Source organism: Paraburkholderia kururiensis JCM 10599 = LMG 19447 (genome assembly GCF_003986935.1).
In the GTDB taxonomy this organism is placed as follows: domain Bacteria; phylum Pseudomonadota; class Gammaproteobacteria; order Burkholderiales; family Burkholderiaceae; genus Paraburkholderia; species Paraburkholderia kururiensis.
The window spans coordinates 1-19,183 of sequence record NZ_RJZE01000031.1 but is presented as its reverse complement, the minus strand read 5'-3'; the positions used below and the strand labels follow the sequence as shown (position 1 = coordinate 19,183).

General features: G+C 66.8%; 17 protein-coding genes. 11 read left to right on the top strand and 6 right to left on the bottom strand.

What is annotated here, in order from left to right:
• Nucleotides 1-40: 40 nt before the first annotated feature.
• The 4 genes from PKKP23_RS29165 to PKKP23_RS29150 form a co-directional block, all read right to left on the bottom strand.
• Nucleotides 41-916: an amino acid ABC transporter ATP-binding protein gene (locus tag PKKP23_RS29165; protein WP_126879423.1), complete on the bottom strand. Its 876-nt coding sequence runs from the start codon at nt 914-916 to the stop codon at nt 41-43.
• A gap of 144 nt (nt 917-1,060) precedes the next feature.
• Entirely contained in the window at nt 1,061-1,723 is a 663-nt protein-coding gene (locus PKKP23_RS29160; RefSeq protein ID WP_017778308.1) for an amino acid ABC transporter permease, read from the bottom strand.
• A 27-nt stretch (nt 1,724-1,750) separates the two neighbouring features.
• The gene (locus PKKP23_RS29155; RefSeq protein WP_126879422.1) at nt 1,751-2,401 is read right to left on the bottom strand and encodes an amino acid ABC transporter permease; all 651 of its coding nucleotides are present in this window, start codon (nt 2,399-2,401) and stop codon (nt 1,751-1,753) included.
• Nucleotides 2,402-2,410: 9 nt separating this feature from the next.
• Nucleotides 2,411-3,238, bottom strand: a complete 828-nt coding sequence (locus PKKP23_RS29150) for a transporter substrate-binding domain-containing protein (RefSeq protein WP_017778310.1) — start codon at nt 3,236-3,238, stop codon at nt 2,411-2,413.
• Between the two features lie 271 nt (nt 3,239-3,509).
• Between PKKP23_RS29150 and PKKP23_RS29145 the strand changes: the two genes are divergently transcribed.
• Nucleotides 3,510-4,517, top strand: a complete 1,008-nt coding sequence (locus tag PKKP23_RS29145; RefSeq protein ID WP_017778311.1) for an isopenicillin N synthase family dioxygenase — start codon at nt 3,510-3,512, stop codon at nt 4,515-4,517.
• The gene (locus tag PKKP23_RS29140; protein WP_126879421.1) at nt 4,514-5,938 is read left to right on the top strand and encodes an FAD-binding oxidoreductase; all 1,425 of its coding nucleotides are present in this window, start codon (nt 4,514-4,516) and stop codon (nt 5,936-5,938) included. The genes PKKP23_RS29145 and PKKP23_RS29140 overlap by 4 nt, the downstream gene beginning before the upstream one ends.
• A 46-nt stretch (nt 5,939-5,984) precedes the next feature.
• Here PKKP23_RS29140 and PKKP23_RS29135 read toward each other — a convergent pair whose 3' ends face one another.
• Nucleotides 5,985-7,547, bottom strand: coding sequence for an ABC1 kinase family protein (locus tag PKKP23_RS29135; RefSeq protein ID WP_168724607.1), 1,563 nt, complete (start codon nt 7,545-7,547; stop codon nt 5,985-5,987).
• Between the two features lie 382 nt (nt 7,548-7,929).
• Here PKKP23_RS29135 and PKKP23_RS29130 point away from each other — a divergent pair, with 382 nt between their 5' ends.
• Entirely contained in the window at nt 7,930-8,685 is a 756-nt protein-coding gene (locus tag PKKP23_RS29130; protein ID WP_126879419.1) for a DeoR/GlpR family DNA-binding transcription regulator, read from the top strand.
• On the opposite strand, the gene PKKP23_RS29125 is transcribed toward PKKP23_RS29130, so the two are convergent.
• A complete protein-coding gene (locus PKKP23_RS29125) occupies nt 8,686-9,801 on the bottom strand; it encodes a 2-aminoethylphosphonate--pyruvate transaminase (protein WP_126879418.1) in 1,116 nt (371 codons plus the stop codon).
• 397 nt (nt 9,802-10,198) lie between these two features.
• Between PKKP23_RS29125 and phnS the strand changes: the two genes are divergently transcribed.
• From phnS to PKKP23_RS29085, 8 genes are all read left to right on the top strand, one after another.
• Nucleotides 10,199-11,287, top strand: a complete 1,089-nt coding sequence (gene phnS / locus PKKP23_RS29120; RefSeq protein WP_126879417.1) for a 2-aminoethylphosphonate ABC transporter substrate-binding protein — start codon at nt 10,199-10,201, stop codon at nt 11,285-11,287.
• Between the two features lie 349 nt (nt 11,288-11,636).
• Nucleotides 11,637-12,668 (top strand): 2-aminoethylphosphonate ABC transport system ATP-binding subunit PhnT, encoded by a 1,032-nt coding sequence (gene phnT / locus PKKP23_RS29115; RefSeq protein WP_240659182.1) that lies wholly within the window; start codon nt 11,637-11,639, stop codon nt 12,666-12,668.
• Entirely contained in the window at nt 12,646-13,608 is a 963-nt protein-coding gene (phnU, locus tag PKKP23_RS29110; protein ID WP_126879415.1) for a 2-aminoethylphosphonate ABC transporter permease subunit, read from the top strand. The genes phnT and phnU overlap by 23 nt, the downstream gene beginning before the upstream one ends.
• The gene (gene phnV, locus PKKP23_RS29105; protein WP_420873257.1) at nt 13,598-14,509 is read left to right on the top strand and encodes a 2-aminoethylphosphonate ABC transport system, membrane component PhnV; all 912 of its coding nucleotides are present in this window, start codon (nt 13,598-13,600) and stop codon (nt 14,507-14,509) included. The genes phnU and phnV overlap by 11 nt, the downstream gene beginning before the upstream one ends.
• 84 nt (nt 14,510-14,593) lie before the next feature.
• Nucleotides 14,594-15,355, top strand: coding sequence for a phosphonate utilization associated transcriptional regulator (locus PKKP23_RS29100; protein WP_240659176.1), 762 nt, complete (start codon nt 14,594-14,596; stop codon nt 15,353-15,355).
• 74 nt (nt 15,356-15,429) lie between these two features.
• Nucleotides 15,430-16,716 carry a phosphonoacetate hydrolase gene (phnA, locus tag PKKP23_RS29095; protein WP_126879413.1) on the top strand — a complete coding sequence of 429 codons (1,287 nt, stop codon included), beginning with the start codon at nt 15,430-15,432 and terminating at the stop codon, nt 16,714-16,716.
• A gap of 5 nt (nt 16,717-16,721) precedes the next feature.
• A complete protein-coding gene (gene phnY, locus PKKP23_RS29090) occupies nt 16,722-18,203 on the top strand; it encodes a phosphonoacetaldehyde dehydrogenase (RefSeq protein WP_240659181.1) in 1,482 nt (493 codons plus the stop codon).
• 6 nt (nt 18,204-18,209) lie between these two features.
• A complete protein-coding gene (locus PKKP23_RS29085) occupies nt 18,210-18,779 on the top strand; it encodes a phosphonate degradation HD-domain oxygenase (RefSeq protein WP_126879412.1) in 570 nt (189 codons plus the stop codon).
• The last annotated feature ends 404 nt before the right edge of the window (nt 18,780-19,183 follow it).

Below are 19,183 nucleotides of genomic sequence, written 5' to 3'. Positions count from 1 at the left end.
CACCGGGCGCAACAGTCGCCGCGATGCCCGCCGTTCGCCATCATGCCGCGCCCGGGCCCGCGTCTTCCGCGCGCGTCCAGAACGCATTGCGGTCGAAGTAGTTCTGCAGAAACTGCCGCAGCCGCGGATGCGACGCGTCGTGAAACACCTCGCGCGGATTGCCTTGCACGGCGATGCGGCCCTGGTCGATGAACACGACCTTGTCGGCTACCTGCGCCGCAAAACCCATTTCGTGCGTGACGACGGCCATCGTCATGCCGTCGCGCGCAAGCTGCTTCATCACCTGCAGCACTTCGCCGACGAGCTCGGGGTCGAGCGCGGACGTCGGCTCGTCGAACAGCATGATGTGCGGCTCCATGGCGAGCGCGCGGGCTATGGCCACGCGCTGCTGCTGGCCGCCCGAAAGCTTCGCGGGGTAGGCGTCGCCCTTGTGCGAAAGGCCCACGGTTTCCAGCATCGCGCCCGCGCGGCGCCGTGCTTCGTCGTGCGGCAGGCCGCGCACGCGCACAAGCGCTTCCATGACGTTGCCGAGCGCCGTCATGTGCGGCCACAGGTTGAACTGCTGGAACACCATGCCCACGTTGCGCCGCACGCGGTTGATCTCGGCCGCTGTGGCGCGCACCCGCCGGCCGTTGCGTTCGCTATAGCCGAGCAGTTGCCCTTCGATGAGCACCTCGCCCTCGTCGTAGGTTTCGAGCGCGGCGAGGCAGCGCAGCAGCGTGCTTTTGCCCGAACCGGATGGCCCGATGATGCAGACCACTTCGGAGCGCGCAATGTCCAGGTTCACGCCGCGCAGCACTTCGACGTCGCCAAAGCGCTTGCCGAGCCCGCGCACTTCGATGAGCGGCGTCGCGCGGCCGGTGGCTTGCGCCGGCGCGCCGGAAGAGGAGGAGGGCAGGTCGGTCATGACGTTCATCGGGTTGTTCCGCTTGTTCCGGATCCTTCCAGGATGTTCCGCTTTGCTGGCGATCGGGCCGGGAATCGCGAGGCAGGCAATCGTGAGACAGCAAGTTGTGAGGCAGCAGTCAGAGCGCGAGGCGCGTGAAGGCAGTCTTCACGCTCAGGCCATAAACCGTGCGAGCCGCGCCTCGGCCCACTGCCCGGTGCGCGACGCGAGTTCCACCAGCACGAGATAGCAGACGCACAGCGCGAGCAGCGTTTCGACGAAGGCGAACGTGGCGGAGCCGATGCCGGTCAGCACGAACGTCAGCTCGGGCACGGTGACGATCGAAAGCACCGCCGTTTCCTTGCTCAGCACGATGATGAGGTTCACGAGCGCCGGCACGATCAGCACGGCCATCTGCGGCAGCTGGATGCGCCACACCGCTTGCCAGCGCGTGAAGCCGAGGCACGACGCCGCTTCCAGATGTCCGCGCGGCACGGAACGAAAGCCCGCGCGAAACACCTCGGCGAAATAGGCGCTGCCGTACACGCCGAGCCCGAGCACGCCCGCGGTGAGCGGTTCGAGCGTGATGCCGAATGACGGCCCGCCGTAGTAGAGCAGGAACAGCTGCACGAGAAACGGCGTGCCGCGCAGCAGTTCGATGTAGACGCGCAACGCGCCGCGCACCCATCGTCCGCAGAAGAGTTGCAGCAGCGCGATCACGAAGCCGAGCACGATGCCGATGGCGACGCCGGCAAGCCACGTGCCGAGCGTCATCGCGAAGCCCGCGCCGATGGCGGGCAGGTTGTGCGTGATGACGGTGGGATCGAGCTGCTGCATGGCGGTGTGTGCGGTGGGCGGCAAGCGCTAGCTGTGCTGCAGGCGTTCGTCGGCGGCGTGCGCCACGAGCGCGAGCGTGCCGCAGATCACGAAGTAGATGAGCCCCGCGGCGACGTAGGCTTCGAGCGGACGATACGTGCTCGCGGCGATGTTCTGCGCCGTGCGCGTAATTTCGGCCACGCCCACCACGGAAATCAGCGACGACGCCTTGATGAGCAGCACCATCTCGTTGACGAGCGAAGGCAGCGTGAGGCGAAACGCCTGCGGCACGAGAATGCGGCGCAACGTATCGAACGCATTGAGCCCGAGCAGCCGCGCGGCCTCGATCTGTCCAGGCGGAATGCTGAGGAATCCGCCGCGCAGAATCTCGGAAATGTACGAGGCCGAACAGAGCGACACGGCGCTGATGGCGGCCACGAGCGGCGGCACGTTGATGCCCGCGAACGGCAGCAGGTAGTAGACCAGCAGCAGTTGCACGAGCATCGGCACGCCGCGAAAGAAGAACACGTAGGCGCCGGCAAAAAGCCGTGCGGCGCGATGCGACGAAAGCCGCGCCGCGCACACGCCCACCGCGACGAAGAAGCCGATCACGAGCCCGGCGAGCGAAATCGAGACAGTGGCCACCGCCGCGTGCAGCAGCAGCGGCAGCCCCTGCACGAACGCGCTCAGGCTGAACATGTCAGGAGTTCAGTAGTTCGGGGAGGGCATCGTGGAGGGCACGTCCATCGCGACGCCGAACCACTTCTTCTGCAGCGCCGCGAGCCGGCCGTCCTTGTTCATCTTCACGAGCGCCGCGTTGAAGGCGTCGGCGAGCGGCTTGCTGTCGGCGTCCTTGCGCAGGCAGTACGCGAAGTAGACCTTCGCGCCGAACGGCGGCTGCACCACCGCGAACGTTTCGGGCCGCTGCTTGGCCACGTAGGCGATGTTGGTCATCGAGTTGGCCACGGCCACGATGCGCCCGGCGGCGAGGTCCGCGTAGGCCTGGTTGTTGTCCACGTATTCGCGAATCTCCGGCGCCTTCGGCAGCGTGGCGACATAGCTCTTCAACTGATCGAGCTGCGCCGAGCCCTTGCCCGCGCCCACGGTCTTGCCCGCGATGTCGGACGACTGCTTGATGCTGGTGTCGTTGGCGCGCTTGAGCAGCGCGTCGGTGGCGTCGGCGATGGGCAGCGTGTACGTGTAGCGCTCCATGCGCGCCTTCGTGACTGTGAGCGGGCCGCCCACCATGTCGAACTTGCCCGCTTCGAGGCCCGGCAGCACGCTCGGCCACGGCAGGTCGATGAAGCGCACCTTCACGCCGAGTTCCTTGCCCACCTCGGCGAACAGGTCTTTGTTGAAGCCCGCCTGCTGGCCGTTTTCGAGGAAGTCGAACGGCGCGAACTGCATCTCGGTGCCGACAACGAGCTCGCCGGCTTTCTTCACCTTCGTGAGCTGATCTTCGGCGTAGGCCGCGAGGCTCGCGGAACACAGCGCGAGCATCAGCAAACCACGCTTCCAGCCTGCAGCGATCTTCATGGGTCTCTCTCCGGGTGGCAAAGCGAAAGTCGCGCGGGAACGCGAAGCGGCGCGAGTATGCGGCGCAGTATATACCGCAGGTTTGGCGCGAAAAAAATAAAAACCGCAGGGATAAACGGCCACGCGCGGCCTTGCGCGCGCTATCCGGCAAGCGCTTGCGGCTCCGTGAAAACACGCATTGCGATGCAGCTTGCGGCCGGCGTTTTGGCGGTATATACCGCTTCGATACCTGCGCCTTACGTACCCCAGAAGCCCATTCGAGGAGCCGCCGATGCCGTCCGTTGCCACCATTCCCGTGATCGACTTCGCCGGCGTGCGCGCGGGCGACGCCGCCGCGCTCGCGCGCGCGGGCCGCGAGATTTACGACGCGTGCACGACGATCGGCTTCTTCTACATCGTGAATCACGGCGTGCCGCAGCACGTGATCGACGCGGCCGAGGAAGCCGCGCGCACGTTCTTCGCGTTTCCGGTGGAAACGAAGCGGCGCGCGGCGGTCAACAAACGGCACCGCGGTTTCAATTCGCTCGGCGACGCCACGATGTACCAGGCGACGCGCCCCGACTACAAGGAGTTCTTCAGCATCGGCCTGGAGTTGCCCGAAGACGATCCCGACGTGCTCGCGGGCCAGGCCTTGCGCGGGCCGAACAACTGGCCGGACTTCATGCCGTCGCTGCAGCCGGTGCTCTATGGCTACTACGAAGCCGTCGCGCAGTGCGGCGCGGACCTGCTGCGCGCGGTGGCCGTAGGGCTCGGCATTGACGAACACTTCTTCGCCTCGCGCTATACGAAGCGGATGCAGCGCACGCAGATGGTCTACTACCCGCCCCAGCCGCCGCAGTCCGACGAAGACCAGTTCGGCGTCGCGCCGCACACGGACTACGGCTGCATCACGCTCTTGTGGCAAGACCAGGTGGGCGGGCTTCAGGTGCGCGAGATCGCGAACGAAACGTGGGTCGATGCGCCGCCCATGGCGGGTAGCTTCGTGGTGAACGTGGGCGATCTGCTCGCGCGCTGGACCAACGACCGTTTCCGCTCCACGCTGCACCGCGTGATCAATGCATCGGGCCGCGAGCGCTATTCCATCGCGACCTTCTACGATCCGACGTACAGTGCGACGGTCGACCCGCGCGATCTGGGCACGTCGGCCGCCGAAGTGCGCTATCCGCCTGTGGCGGCGGGCGACTACATCCTTGGGCGCATCAACGATTCGATGGGCTATCGCAAAAAACTCGCGGCCCAGCAACAGCAACACCCAGGACAACAGGAGAAAACGGCATGACGGATTCGGGCGCGGGCGCGGGCGAGAGCGAGAGCGCTTCGCTTGCATCGACTCTCGCGGCGCTGCGCGAGGCCTTGGGCAACGACGCGGTGCGCACAGGCGACGAAATTGGCGAGCGTTCCATGACGGACTGGACGCATCACGCCCCGGCGCGTCCCGCGGCGCTGCTGCTGCCGCGCACGACCGATGACGTTTCGCGAGCGCTCGCCATCTGCAACGCTGCGCGTCAGCCCGTGGTGCCGCAAGGCGGCATGACGGGACTCGCGGCAGGCGCTGTGGCGCGCGCCACCGACATCGCGATTGCGCTCGACCGCCTCGCGGGCGTGGAAGAGATCGACCGCGCCGCGGCCACCCTGACCGTGCGCGCGGGCACGACGCTGCAGGCTGCGCAGGAAGCGGCCGAGGCGGCGGGTTTCGAACTTGCGCTGGACCTCGGGGCGCGCGGCTCGTGCCAGATCGGCGGCAACCTCGCGACGAATGCGGGCGGCAATCGCGTGATCCAGTCGGGCACGGCGCGCGAGCAGGTGCTCGGGCTCGAAGCCGTGCTCGCGAGCGGCGCCGTGCTGAGTTCGATGAACAAGATGGTGAAGAACAACACCGGCTACGACCTGAAGCAGCTCTTCATCGGCTCCGAAGGCACGCTCGGCATCATCACGCGCGCCGTGTTGCGCCTGCAGCCGCGACGCGCGGCGCGGCATACGGCGCTCGTCGCGCTCGAAAGCTACGATGCCGTGGTGAGTCTGCTGCGGCGGTTATCGGCGCGGGTGGGCAACGACATCGGCGCATTCGAGATCATGTGGCCGGACTTCTTCGACTTTGGCGTCGCGCTCACGGCAAGCGCTCGCTCGCCGTTTGCCACGGCGCACCCGCTCTATGCGCTCGTGGAGCACACGAGCTTCGATGCGGCCGACGGCGGCGAGCGGTTCGCCACGCTGCTCGGCGAGGCGCTGGAAGACGGCGCCATCCGCGACGCCGTGATCGCGCAGACGGTGGCCGATGCCCGCGCGCTGTGGGCCATTCGCGAATGCACGGCGGAGTTTCCGGCGCGGCTCGATCCCGTCAACTTCGACGTGAGCCTGCCGATTGGCGACATCGGGCGCTTCGTCGATCATTGCCGCGCCGAACTGGATCGCCGGTGGCCCGGCAATCGCTCGTATTTCTTCGGGCATATCGGCGACTCGAATCTGCACGTGACCGTGGATGGACACTCGGTGCCCGGCGTTTCGCATCACGACGTCTACGCGTTCGTCTACGCCATGCTCGCGCCGTATGGCGGCTCCGTTTCGGCGGAGCACGGCATCGGTTTGCTCAAGAGGGAGTTTCTGCCGGTGTCGCGCTCGCCCGAAGAACTGGCTGCAATGGCCGCGATCAAGCGCGCGCTCGATCCGAACGGGATTCTCAATCCGGGCAAAGTGATTTAGGCCGGCGCTGGGCGGTGCATTCCCGCAAGCGCCGCGCCGTTTTCCTTCAGCGAACCACGGTCAGCACGATCGCGCTGGCGCCCAGCACGCCGCCGCAGAGCGCGCAGGCCCACAGCAGCGCACGCGTGCGCTGATGCTCGCGCCGGATGTCCGCGGCAAGCCGCAGCCGCGTTTCACTGCGATCCGCGCGATGCTCGTGCTCCAGATAGCGCACGAGCAGTTGCGGCATGCGCGGCACCATGTGCGCGAGGTGCGGCAGTTCGCGCGAGAGCCGCGCGATCCAGCCACGATGGCCCAGATCGCGCCGCGCGATATCGGCCAGCACGCTTTTCGCGATGTTCCACGAATCGATCTCGGGATTGAGGGTGCGCGCAAGCGTCTCGGCCTGGCTAAAGGCCCGCTGCGCGGTGACGAGCCGCGCGGGCACGGCGCCGTCGAATGGCTGCACAGCGTGCAGCAGATGGTGGAACGCCGCGCCCGCCGAACGGTCTTCGGGGGCGGCTGCGAAATGGGCCTCGCTGCGCGTGCGCAGTTCGGCTTCGAGCTGTTCCGTGCGCGTCTGAGCGGGCACGTGGCCGGCGGCCTGGTGGATCTGCGCAAGCCGTCCGTAATCCTGTTCGAAGAGCGCGGTGGCGCCGTGCACGAAGAAGTCGCGCTCCGGCGACGAGAGGCTCGACATCACGGCGAACTCGGCCAGCACGAGCCGCCCGCGGCTCTCGGGCTCCACGCTCACGCGCACGCGTCTCGCGTCGAGCGCCGCATGAAAGAAGCCGTGCTCGAACGCCTGCTGCGTCACGACCTCGATCAGATGCACGGCCACTTCGGCTACGTTCACGTGGTGCGCGTGCAGCGCTGCGATGTCGAGAGCCGGCACCGCTTCGACGTGCTGCACGACGAGCGTGCGCGCCGTGCACAGTTCCCAGATCACGTCGGGCACGACGAGCCGCGCGTCGCCTTCGAACTGGCGACCGGTCTGGCTGAGGCTGGCGGCCTGCTCGCGCAGATCGAAGCGGCGCTGAATATCTTGCGTGAACGACTCCGCGAGCGTCTGCGCGTTGAGCCGGCGAGCGGCGGCGAAGAAGCGTTCCATCCAGTTGGCGGCGCCGCGCAGCAACGCGGCTTCGTCGCCCACCTGTTCGACTTCGTGCTCGCGCAGCAGCTTGATGGCCACGGTGCGATGGCCGTTGACCGGCACGGCGAGCTGCGCGATGTGGGTCTGCTCGCAGAAGCCCGTGTGCACGGGCGTGAGATCGATCGAGGTGAAGAGGTCGGCGAGCGGGCGGCCGAAGGCGGTGTGCAGCGCGGCCTCGGTGGCGGCGGGGGCAAGCGGCTCTTCGAGATGTGCGACGGCGTCGAGCGCGTCGTGCAGCGTGCTCTGCGCCAGTTCGGGATGTGCGGCAAGCGCCTCGGCGAATGCACCGGCGACCGGCGCGAGACGCGGCAGCGCAGCGGCGAGTCCCGGCGGCACGTTGCCGGCCTCGTGCATGCTCGAGACAAGCGTGACGAACCAGTGGAGCTTGTGGTGCTCGGGCGCCGCGCGCCGGAGCAGGCGGGCGCCGTAACGCAAGGCACACAGGACGAGCAGGAAGCGACGGAACAGTGAACGCATGGAACGCATGGAATGCAGGAAAGCAGCGGAAGAGCGACGGTGCCGCCTGCAAGGCGGCGCGCGTGCGGGTCTTCGACACGCAATCGGAGCGTTGAGGGTAACAGGGAACGCAGTGGGGCGGGGCATCAGGGTTTGCGCTCAGCGCCGCATACAAGGGAGTAACCAGGGCGTCACCCGAGCGTAACCAAGGCGTAACCCTGGGCCTAACCACGACCCTAACCGCGAGCGTCGCGAGGGCTGCGTTCCAGCAGGCTGGACGCCTTGGCGCAGGCCGCTCGCATGGGGTTTTTCATGCCGGGGCACGCATTCTGTCGCGCGGTTTCACGTAATACAATACGGCGGCTCAACCTTACCGCTGCTGCCCCGGGGCCCGGACAACGCGATGCTCGCAGAACAACGTCATCAATACATCCTTACGCAGGTCGCGAAGCACGGCGCACTCTCGGTGGCCGAACTGGTACGCGAGCTGAACGTCTCGCGCGAAACCATCCGGCGCGATCTCAATACCCTGGCCGGCCGCGGCCTGATCGTGACGACACACGGCGGCGCGCTTTCCAACGAGCGCCGCGAACCCGACCTCGACGTGCGCGAAGCCGCGAATGCCGGCGCGAAGCGCGCCATCGGCGAACGCGCGGCGCAACTGGTGCCCGACGGCGTGTCCGTCATCATCGATTCGGGCAGCACCACGCATGCGGTGGCGCGCGCGCTCACGGCGCACCACCGGCTCACCGTCTATACCAACGACTGGCGCATCGCGCTGCTGCTGGGCCGCCGCAACGACAATCGCGTGACGCTGCTGGGCGGCGAGCTTTCGGACAGCGAAGACGCCGCCTTCGGGCTCGACACTGTGCAGCAACTCGCGCAATACCACGCCGATTTCGCGTTCGTGGGCGCGGGCGGTATCACGACCGAAGGCTATCTGACCGACTATTCGCGGATGGTGGCCGAAGTGCGCAGCCGCATGCTGGGCGCGGCCGGCACGGCCATCGTGGTGGCGGACCATTCGAAGTTCGGCCGCGTCACGCCCGTGCGCATCAACGGCTTCGAGAGCGTGCGTTACGTCGTGACCGAACTCGCGCCGGAGCGCGCCATCGCGAAGGCGATCACGGCGCGCGGCCCGGAAATCGTGGTCGCCTGATTACCTGACGTGCAGCCCAAGGGCCGCCACCGTGCGGCCGATCGCGGCGACGGCGTTGTGCATCTCGTTGGCGTCGATAGCGCCGATGCAGCCCACGCGGAACGTCTCCAGCTGCGTGAGCTTGCCGGGATAAAGGATGTAGCCGGCTTCGCGCACGGCGGCGTAGAAATCCGCGAAACGCCATGCCGGGTCGCGCGGCGCGTGGAACGTCACGATCACGGGCGCCTGCACTTCGCTCCGTAAAAACGGCTCGAAGCCCAGTTCCCTCATACCTTCTATCAGCACGGCGCAGTTGCGCGTGTAGCGCGCGCCGCGGGCGGGCTGGCCGCCTTCGGCCGCGAAGCGGTCGAGCGCATGGCGCAGCGCCGCAACCACGTGCGTGGGCGGCGTGAAGCGCCACTGCGATGTCTTCTGCAGGTAGACGTACTGATCGTGCAGATCCAGCGCGAGCGACGGCGAGCGCCCCGCACATTCCTCCAGCAGCGCGCGGCGCACGATCACGAAGCCCATGCCCGGCACGCCCTCCAGACATTTGCCGCTCGCTGAGATCAGGGCGTCGATGCCGCCGTCGCGCAGATCGATGGGCAGCGCGCCGAACGAACTCATCGCGTCCACGATCAGCCGCTTGCCGTGCCGCTTGCACACGGCAGCGATGGCTTCGAGCGGGTTCAGCAGCCCCGCGCTCGTTTCCAGATGCACGAGCGCGACGTGCGTGATGCGCGAGTCGCGGTTCAGCGCGTCTTCCACGGCGGCGGCCGTCGCGGGTTCGTCCTCGCCGAGCGGCAGCGCCACGTGGGCAATGCCCATGCGCTCCAGAATGCGCACGATGCGCGCGCAATAGGCGCCGTTGTCGGGCACCAGCACGCAGCCGTTGCGCGGCACGAGCGTGCCGATCGCGGCTTCCACGGAGAAGGTGCCGCTACCCTGCAGGGGCACGCAGACGTAGTCATTTTCGCCGTGTACGATCTGCACGAGATCGGCGCAGACGCTTTGCGTGATGCGGTTGAAGGCCGCGTCCCAGGAGCCCCAGTCGCGCAGCATCGCCTCGCGCGTCGAGGGCGACGTGGTGAGCGGACCGGGCGTGAGCAGGACGGGATCGTTTCCGAGAATCAACATGGCCTCCGGCGAAGGGGGTGGACGGCAAAGAATGCGAACGGCAGGGGACACGAACGGGCAGCCCAGCGTCTCGATGATATGCACTTTATTGGCAGATTGTGTCATTTTATGGAAATTGATCCAATCGTCATGGCGCTGTCACGAAACACTGTGATTCTTGCCGTGCCCGGCGATACGGGGCTTTGATGGCTTGAGCGGCGCGCGCCGCGAAGCCCGCAAGCGCCTGCGCCCGGGTCGCGGCGCGCAGATTGTCTGCAATCTGCAATTCCTGCCACATCTGGGATACCGTCGGCAGGAATACCGGCGGCGGGCGGCGCCGTCGTCCCAATCACAACTGCTACCGGGTTTGTCCGCATGCCGGGCGTCCCGTCTGATCTTTATGCCTTCGGAGAGCGACATGACAATGAAGCATCCCCTTCTCGCAAGCGCAGTCCGCAAGCTGGTGCCGCTGCTCGCGGCAGCGGCGGTGATGGAAGGTGCCGCGATGCCGGCCCACGCAGCCGACGCCGTCGTGCTGTACACGGCCGATGGGCTCGAAAATCTCTACCGCGACGTGCTGCCGGCCTTCGAGAAGAAGGAAGGCGTGAAGGTGAACATCGTGACGGCGGGCAGCGGCGAAGTGGTGAACCGCGCGACCATCGAAAAGGACGCGCCGAAGGCCGACGTGATCGTCACGCTGCCGCCGTTTATCCAGCAGGCGGCGCAGGGCGGCCTGCTGCAGAACTATCAGAGCGTGAACTACAAGAACGTGCCGGCTATCGCGAAGGCGTCGGACGGCGCGTGGGCCACGTTCGTCAACAACTACTTCTCGTTCGCGATCAACCCGGAAGTGGTGAAGACCCAGCCGAAGACGTTCGCGGACCTGCTGCACCCCGACTACAGCGGCAAGATTGCGTACTCGAATCCGGCCACGGCGGGCGACGGCATGGCGGTGATCATCCTCACCACGTCGCTGATGGGCGAGGACAAGGCATTCGACTACCTGAAGAAGCTCGAACAAAGCGCGAAGTTCCATACCAAGGGCACGGGCTACCTCGACGTGCTGCTCTCGCGTAACGAGATCATGGTCGCGAACGGCGACCTCCAGATGGATCTGGACGACGCGGCGAACGGCGGTCTTTCGCTCAAGCCGGTGTTTCTTGCCGCCGAGTCGAACGGCCAGCCCACCACGTTCCAGCTGCCGTACGCGATCGGCCTGATCAAGAACGGCCCGAACCAGGCGGGCGGCAAGAAGCTGATCGACTATCTGATGTCGAAGGAAGTGCAGGCGAAGGTGCCCGACGTGTTCGGCATTCCGGCGCGCACCGACGTGCCGCTCGCGGGCAAGAACGGCGAAACCGTGAAGCAGTCGATTGCGGGCGTGAAGCTGATCCCCGTGGACTGGAACCAGGTCATGACGAAGAAGGCCGACTGGACCACGCGCTGGAAGAACGACGTGATCGGCAGCTCGGGCAAGCAGACGGAAGTCGTGAAGCCGAAGCAGTAAAGGTGGGTGGTGCGGCGGACGGGCAGGTGGCGTTTCAAGCGAGTTTCATGTGCGGCTTCGCACGGGGTGTCGTGTGAGCCCTGTGCGAAGTTCAGGTGAGCTTCGCGTGAACTTCAAGCCAGTCTTCGCCGCACGCGGGTGCCATGTTTCGAATCCCGGGCCTGTCGCGTTTGCCGCGTACAGGCTCGACGTCTGGAGGATGTAGCGGGTGACAACTGAGAGCACGGCGCAGGGCGCAGCGGCGCGTGCCGCTACGGCGGCTGTGGCCGCGTCGCCGCTGGCGGGCGCGGCGGGCCTCGATGTGCCCGCGGCGCCCGCTCGGTCTGCCGCTGGCGCGCAGGCAGGCGGGGTGGTTGGCGCGGCGGGTGTGGAGATCGAACATCTCACGGTGCGCTTCGGCTCGCGCACGGTGCTGGACGACCTGTCGCTCACCATCGAGCGAGGCGAACTGCTGACCGTGTTGGGCCGCAGCGGCTGCGGCAAGACGACATTGCTGCGCTTCATCGCGGGCTTTATCGAAGCGGACGGCCTGACGGGCACGCTCACGGTGGCGGGTCACGATCTGACGCACGTGCCGCCGCATCGTCGCAATCTGGGGCTGCTGTTCCAGAGCTACGCGCTGTTTCCGCATCTCTCGGTGTTCGAAAACGTCGCGTTCGGCTTGCGGGCGCGGCGCATTGCGTCGAAGGAAATTGCGCGGCGCGTGGCCGATGCGCTCAAGCTCGTGCAGCTCGGCGATGCGGGTCACGTGATGCCCGCGCAGCTCTCGGGCGGCATGCAGCAGCGCGTGGCGCTCGCGCGTGCGCTCGTGATCGAGCCCGACGTGCTGCTGCTCGACGAGCCGCTGTCGGCGCTCGATGCGAACCTGCGCGCCTCGGTGCGCTCCGAACTCAAGGCGCTGCACGAGCGCCTACCGAATCTCACGATCGTCTGCGTGACGCACGACCAGGACGACGCGCTCGTGCTGTCCGACCGCACGCTGCTCATGCGCGATGGCCGCATCGCGCAGCTCGGCACGCCGCAGGCGCTCTACGACACGCCCAACGACGCCTACGTCGCGCGCTACCTGGGGCCGGCCAATCTGCTGCCGCCGCACGTGGCTTTTGCATTGGGCGACGCGCGTTACGTCGAGCGCGACCGTCTTGCGTGCCTGCGTCCCGAGAGCCTGCGCATCGTGCCGCTTGGCGAAGGGCAGTTGCACGGCACGATTGCGTCCGTCGAATGGTATGGGCCGGTGCTTTCGGTTTCCGTCACGCTGGACGCGTGGCCGGCCGAACCGGTGCTCGTGACGGCCCAGCGCGGCGTGGGCATGACACCGGAACGCGGCGCGCGCGTGTCACTGCGTTACGAGGCAGACGATGTCGTCCTTGTTCAATCCTGAAGCGGGTGCCGCGGGTTCGGCCGACGTGGCCAACGCGGCCGACGCCGCCAGCAACCGTCGGGCCGCGATGGCCGCCTCGCATGCAGCGGCGGTGCGGCGCCGCGAGCGGCTGGCGCAAGGGCATCTGCTGTTGCTGGCCGTGATCGTGCTGGGGCCGCTCGTGATCTATCCGCTCGTGCGGCTCGTGCTGCTGAGTCTCACGGGGCCGCACGGCCTGAGCCTGCACGCCTATGCCGCGTTCTTCCAGAATCCGGAGTCGCGCGGCGTGGCGGGCACGACGTTATGGGTGCTGTTCGCGAGCGCGAGCATTGCCTCGGTGCTGGGGGTGGCGCTCGCGGCCATCCTGTTCTTCAAGCCGTTCCCGGGCGCGCGGCTCGTGACGCGCTTCCTGGAACTCTTCGTGGCGTTCCCGTCGTTTCTCGTCGCCTTCACGCTGATCTTTTTGTATGGCTCGCAGGGCTCCGTGAGCATCGGGCTGCAACGGCTGCTGCATCTGGATTCCGCATCGTTCGATTTCCTGTTCGGCATTGGCGGCGTGATTCTGGCCGAGGTCGTGTTCTATTCGCCGTTCGTGGTGCGTCCGACGCTGGCGTCGTTCGCGCTGCTCGACATGCGGCTCGTCGAGGCGGCTCGCAGTCTCGGCGCGAACGGCTGGATGGTGGCCGCGCGCGTGGTGCTGCCGCTCGCGTGGCCCGGCATCGCGGCGGGCACCATTCTCTGCTTCCTGCTCACGCTCAACGAGTTCGGCATTCTGCTCGTGCTGGGCAGCGCGCATCTCGTGACGCTGCCGGTTGCCATCTACAGTTCCGCCACCGTGGATCTCGACCTGCCGATGGCCGCCGCCGGCGCGGTCGTGATGCTCGCGATGTCGCTGTCGCTCTACGCGCTGTACCGGCGCGTGAACCGACGCAAGCTGGGAGGAGCAGGCGATGGAAAGTGAGCGCATGAGCCGCGTGGACTCCGCCTTGCCGACCCCGGGGCCGGCCTCTTTGGCGCCCGCCGCGCTGCCGCCGCTGCACGGACGCGCGCGCGCCGTGCAGCGCAGCCTGCCCGCGCGCATCGCGGGCGGCGCGCTGCTCGCGCTCGCCGGGCTGCTGTGCTTCTGGCTTTTCGTGCTGCCCGTGATCGTGGTCGCGCTCTCGAGCGTTGCCGCGCACTGGTCCGGCACGATCCTCCCCGACGGCTTCAGTACGCGCTGGTTCGAGCGTCTTTCGTCGAGCGATTTCGATGCGCTGATGACGAGCCTCGAGATTGGCTTTGGTGTATCGGTGCTGGGTACGGCGCTCGGGCTGTGGCTTGCGCTGGCGCTCGAAGGCCGCGACCGGCGCGGTCTGGGCGCGGTGCTCGACACCGTCGCCATGATGCCCAACGGCGTGCCGAGCGTCGTGCTCGGGCTCGCGGTGCTGATCGCGTATCACAAGGCGCCGGTCGATCTGTCGAGTTCGGCGGCGATCGTCGTGCTCGTTCAGCTCGCGCTGGTGCTGCCGTTTTGTTATCGCTGCGCGGCGGCCGCGCTGCGGCCGGAACTCACCGTGCTGAGGGAGGCGGCGGCAAGCCTCGGTGCGCCGCCTTCGATGGTGCTGCGCCGCGTGGTGCTGCCGCAGCTGGTGCCGGCTATCCGCGCGAGTCTCGCGCTCGGTTTCGCGCTTTCGCTGGGCGAACTGGGCGCGACGCTCACGGTTTATCCGCCGGGATTCGCGACGGTGCCGATCGTCGTGGTGGGCCAGGTGGAGCGCGGCTACTACCTGCCGGCGTCGGCGCTCTCGCTGATTCTTTTGTTGGCCTCGCTCGCGGCGTTGTTGCTGATTGCCGCGCGCGCGCCGCGTCGCCGCATGGATTGATGCTGGTGTGTGTTTTTTCTCCACCGGCGCCGAGGCGGCTGCCGTGCTTGGGTCGCACGTGCGGAGGTGGCAAAATGTGTCGAAATGACTGAAAATATGCAATCCGATTCCGTCGGCGTCATCGAGGTGGTGCGCAGGCATTCGCTCACGGCGCTCGTGCGCGACGAAATCGAGCGGCACATCGTGCAGAAGGCGCTCGCACCAGGCGAGAAGCTCACCGAAGCGGACTGGGCGGCGCGCCTTGGCGTATCGCGCGGTCCGGTTCGGGAAGCCTTCCGGGCGCTGGAGCAGGCGGGGCTCGTGCGCACCGAGAAGAATCGCGGCGTGTTCGTACGCACCGTATCGCTTGCCGAGGCCGACGAGATTTACGCCGTGCGCGTCGTGCTCGAAGAGGCGGCGTGCCGGATGTTGGCGGGCCGCGTCGATGCCGCGCGGGTCGAGCGCCTGCGTCGTTGCGTCGAGACGATGCGCGAGGCGCTCGATGTGCACGATCACGACGCCTATGCGCGCGCCAATGTGGCGTTTCACGACGCCATCGTGGCGGGCGCGGGCAACGCGAAGCTGTATGAAACGTATCGGCGTCTCGTGGGCGAGCTGAGTCTGTTTCGCCGCGCAGCGCTCGCCGTGCGGGCCGATGCGATGGAGCAGTCGCTCGCGGAACATCGCGAGATCTTGACAGCGCTCGCCTCGCGCGATGCCGAACGTGCCGCGGCGTTGATGCGCGGGCATGTCGAGGGCGGGCGGCGCCGGGCGCATGAGGCGTGCGAGGGGCCGGTGCGGAACGCGGGCGAGGTGCCTGTAAGCGACGTATGCGTCGCGGGCCGCGGTGGAATCGATCGAATGTGATAGCCCCGGGGCCAGAGCCTGGCGGGTGAAGTGGATTGCGAGCGGGGGAAACGAGCGTGCAAGGAAATTCGAACGTGCAGGACACATCTGCGCGCAGCATCGGCAGCGACGTCACGGTGAATGGCCGCGTCTATCGCGTCGGGCAACTGGCGTCGAAGCCGGTGGTGGTGGTCTGCGTCGACGGCTGCGAGTACGACTATCTGGAAGCGGCAGTCGCGGCCGGCGTGGCGCCGTTCATCGGCCGCATGCTGCGGGAGGGGACGGCGGCGAAGGGCGACTGTGTGATTCCGTCGTTCACGAACCCCAACAATCTTTCGATCGTGTGCGGGGTGCCGCCGTCGGTGCACGGCATCTGCGGCAATTACTTTTGGGATCCGCAGGCGAATGGCGGCAAGGGCGCCGAGGTGATGATGAACGACCCGGCCTATCTGCGTGCCGGGACGATTCTCGCTGCGGCGGCCCGTGCGGGCGCGCGCGTGGCTGTCGTGACCGCGAAGGACAAACTGCGGCGGCTCCTCGGCTGGCAGCTCGAAGGCATCTGCTTCTCGGCGGAAAAGGCCGACGCCGCCACGCTCGAAGAAAACGGCATCGAGCACGTACTGGAATTCGTCGGCCGGCCGGTGCCTGACGTGTACAGCGCCGCGCTTTCCGAGTTCGTGTTCGCGGCGGGCGTGCGGCTCGCGCAGAGCGGGCAGGCCGACCTCATGTATCTCTCGACCACCGACTACGTGCAGCACAAATGCGCCCCGGGTAGCGACGGCGCGAACGCCTTCTACGCGATGATGGACGGCTATCTCTCGACGCTCGATGCGCTCGGCTGGACCGTCGGCCTCACCGCGGATCACGGCATGAACGCGAAGCATGATCCAGCGAGCGGCGAGCCGAACGTGATCTATCTGCAGGACGTGCTCGATGCGTGGCTCGGCGCGCGCGCATCGCGCGTGATCTTGCCGATCACCGACCCGTATGTGGTGCATCACGGTGCGCTGGGGTCGTTTGCGACGGTGTATCTGCCGGCGCAGGCGAATTCGGCCGACGTGATGGCACGCATGCGTTCGATCGATGGCATCGAGCTCGTGCTCGACAACGCCGCGGCATGCGAGCGCTTCGAGTTGCCGCGCGATCGTGTCGGCGACGTCGTTGTGATTAGCCGGCGGGACGTCGTGCTCGGCACACGGCGCGAAGAGCACGACCTCTCGGGTCTCACGGTGCCGCTGCGCTCGCACGGTGGCCTCTCCGAACAGACCGTGCCGCTCGTGTTCAACCGGCGCATCGAGGGTATCGAGCGCCTTTACGGCGGCCGGCGGCTGCGCAACTTCGATGTCTTCGACCTGGCGCTGAATCACGTGGAGGTGTCGTGAGCAAGGTGGCGAACGAGGTGCGACGCGATCATCCGGCTCATCCGGCTCATCCGGCTCATCCGACGTTTCGCGCCGAGACGCTGCGGCTCGCCGGCGCGCGCGTGGCGCGCGAACGCACGCTCGACGTGTTCGATCCGTACAGCGGGATGCGCGTCGGTACAGTGCCGCTTGCGAGCGTCGACGACGTGCGGGCTGCCTTCGACTACGCAGGCGCGTATCAGGCAAAGCTGACGCGCTATGAGCGCTCGCAGATTCTGGAACGTGCGGGCATGCTGCTGCGCGAGCGCGCCGAGGAAGCGTCGGATCTGATCTCGCTCGAATCGGGTCTCTCGAAGCAGGACTCGCGTTACGAGACAGGACGCGTGGCCGACGTGCTGAAGTTCGCCTCCATCGAGGCGCTGCGCGACGACGGCCAGAGCTTCTCGTGCGACCTCACCCCGCACGGCAGGCAGCGCCGCGTGTTCACGCAGCGCGAGCCGATCGCGGGCGTCATTGTCGCGATCACGCCGTTCAACCATCCGATGAACCAGGTCGCGCACAAGGTGGCGCCCGCGGTCGCGACGAACAATCGCGTGCTGCTGAAGCCTTCGGAAAAGGTGCCGCTCTCGGCGCTGTGGTTTGCCGATCTGCTCTACGAGGCGGGGTTGCCTCACCCGATGCTGCAGGTGCTGACCGGCGATCCACGCGAGATCGCCGACGAACTGATCACGCATCCGCTCGCGGAACTGGTGACGTTCACGGGCGGCGTGGCGATCGGCAAGTACATCGCGTCGAAGGCGGGCTACCGGCGCACGGTGCTGGAGCTGGGCGGCAACGATCCGCTGATCGTGCTCGACGACGCCGACCTGGAACGGGCGGCGACGCTGGCCGTGCAGGGCTCGTATAAGAACTCGGGGCAGCGCTGCACGGCTGTGAAGCGAATGCTCGTACAGCGCAACGTGGCCGAGCGTTTCACCGAGCTTGTGGTCGAGAAGACGCGCGAATGGACGTACGGCGATCCGTTCGATCCAGCCAGCCAGATGGGCACCGTGATCGACGAAGCGGCGGCGAAGTGCTTCGAGGTACGCGTCGACGAAGCCGTGGCACAGGGCGCGCGAGTGCTCACCGGCAACCGGCGAGAGGGCGCGCTCTATGCGCCGACGGTGCTCGATCGTGTCGATCCGAGCATGACGCTCGTGCGCGAGGAGACGTTCGGGCCCGTGTCGCCTGTTATTACGTTCGACACCATCGACGACGCTATCCAGCTCACCAACGGGACGGCGTTTGGGTTGTCCGCGGGCGTGTGTACGAACCGGCAGGACGCGATCGTGCGGTTCATCAACGAACTGCGCGTGGGCACTGTGAACGTGTGGGAAGTGCCGGGGTACCGCATCGAACTCACGCCGTTCGGCGGCATCAAGGACTCGGGGCTCGGATACAAGGAAGGCGTGCAGGAAGCGATGAAGAGCTTCACGAATCTGAAGACGTTTTCGTTACCTTGGGAGTAGGAAGACGTGGCATTGAATGTTGACGACGTCCGTACGCTGTTCGAGCAGTACGGGAGCATGTCCTATAGCGGTGAACCGGTGAGCCAGCTCGAACATGCACTGCAGAGTGGTGCGCTGGCGGAGCAGGAAGGCGCGAGCGAGGAACTGATCACTGCGGCGTTCCTGCACGACCTCGGGCATCTGCTGAACCAGCAGGGCGAAACGCCGACGGCGCGCGGCATCGACGACGTGCATCAGTACTTCGTGCTGCCGTTCCTGCGGCCGGTGCTGCCCGATAGCGTGCTGGAGCCCATTCGGCTGCATGTGGACGCGAAGCGGTATCTGTGTGCGAGCGATCGCACGTACTTCGATCGCCTGTCGGCCGATTCCAGGCGGAGCCTGCAATTGCAGGGCGGCGTGTTCGACGAAGAGGGCGTCGAAGCGTTTTTGCGCAAGCCGTTCGCTCAGGACGCGGTGCGGCTGCGCCACTGGGACGATCTGGCGAAGGAGCAGAACAGGGTCACGCCGGATATCGAACACTTCCTTGAGATAGTGCGGCGCGTGATGGACCGGCACGGAGATGTAGTTGCGCGGTGAACGTTAGAGCTTTTTGCGCAACCGGCTTCGGATGATGCCCGATTGCTTCGATTGCGGTACGAGCACCGCGTTCTTGAGGCCTCTTTTAGTTCGTCGGCAAGAGCCTAAAAAAACTGCTTGCCACGGGCGCGGGAGGTGACTAGAATTTCGCTCTTTCGCGCTCCGGGAAGCGGGGCGCGGGGAGACGGGAAGGCCCGCGTGGCGTGGCGTTCCGGGCGATGGTGGTGAAGTTGGCGGGTTGGGAAGCGGTAAAAAACCTGTTGACGGCTGACCCGGAAGTCTTCATAATCTCGTTTCTCTGCTGCTGATGCAGCGACGCAGGCGGTGCTGGAGGGAAGTGACTCTGGTGACGGTGCGAACGATCTTTAAAAACTTACAGCCGATAAGTGTGGGCGCTTGATGGC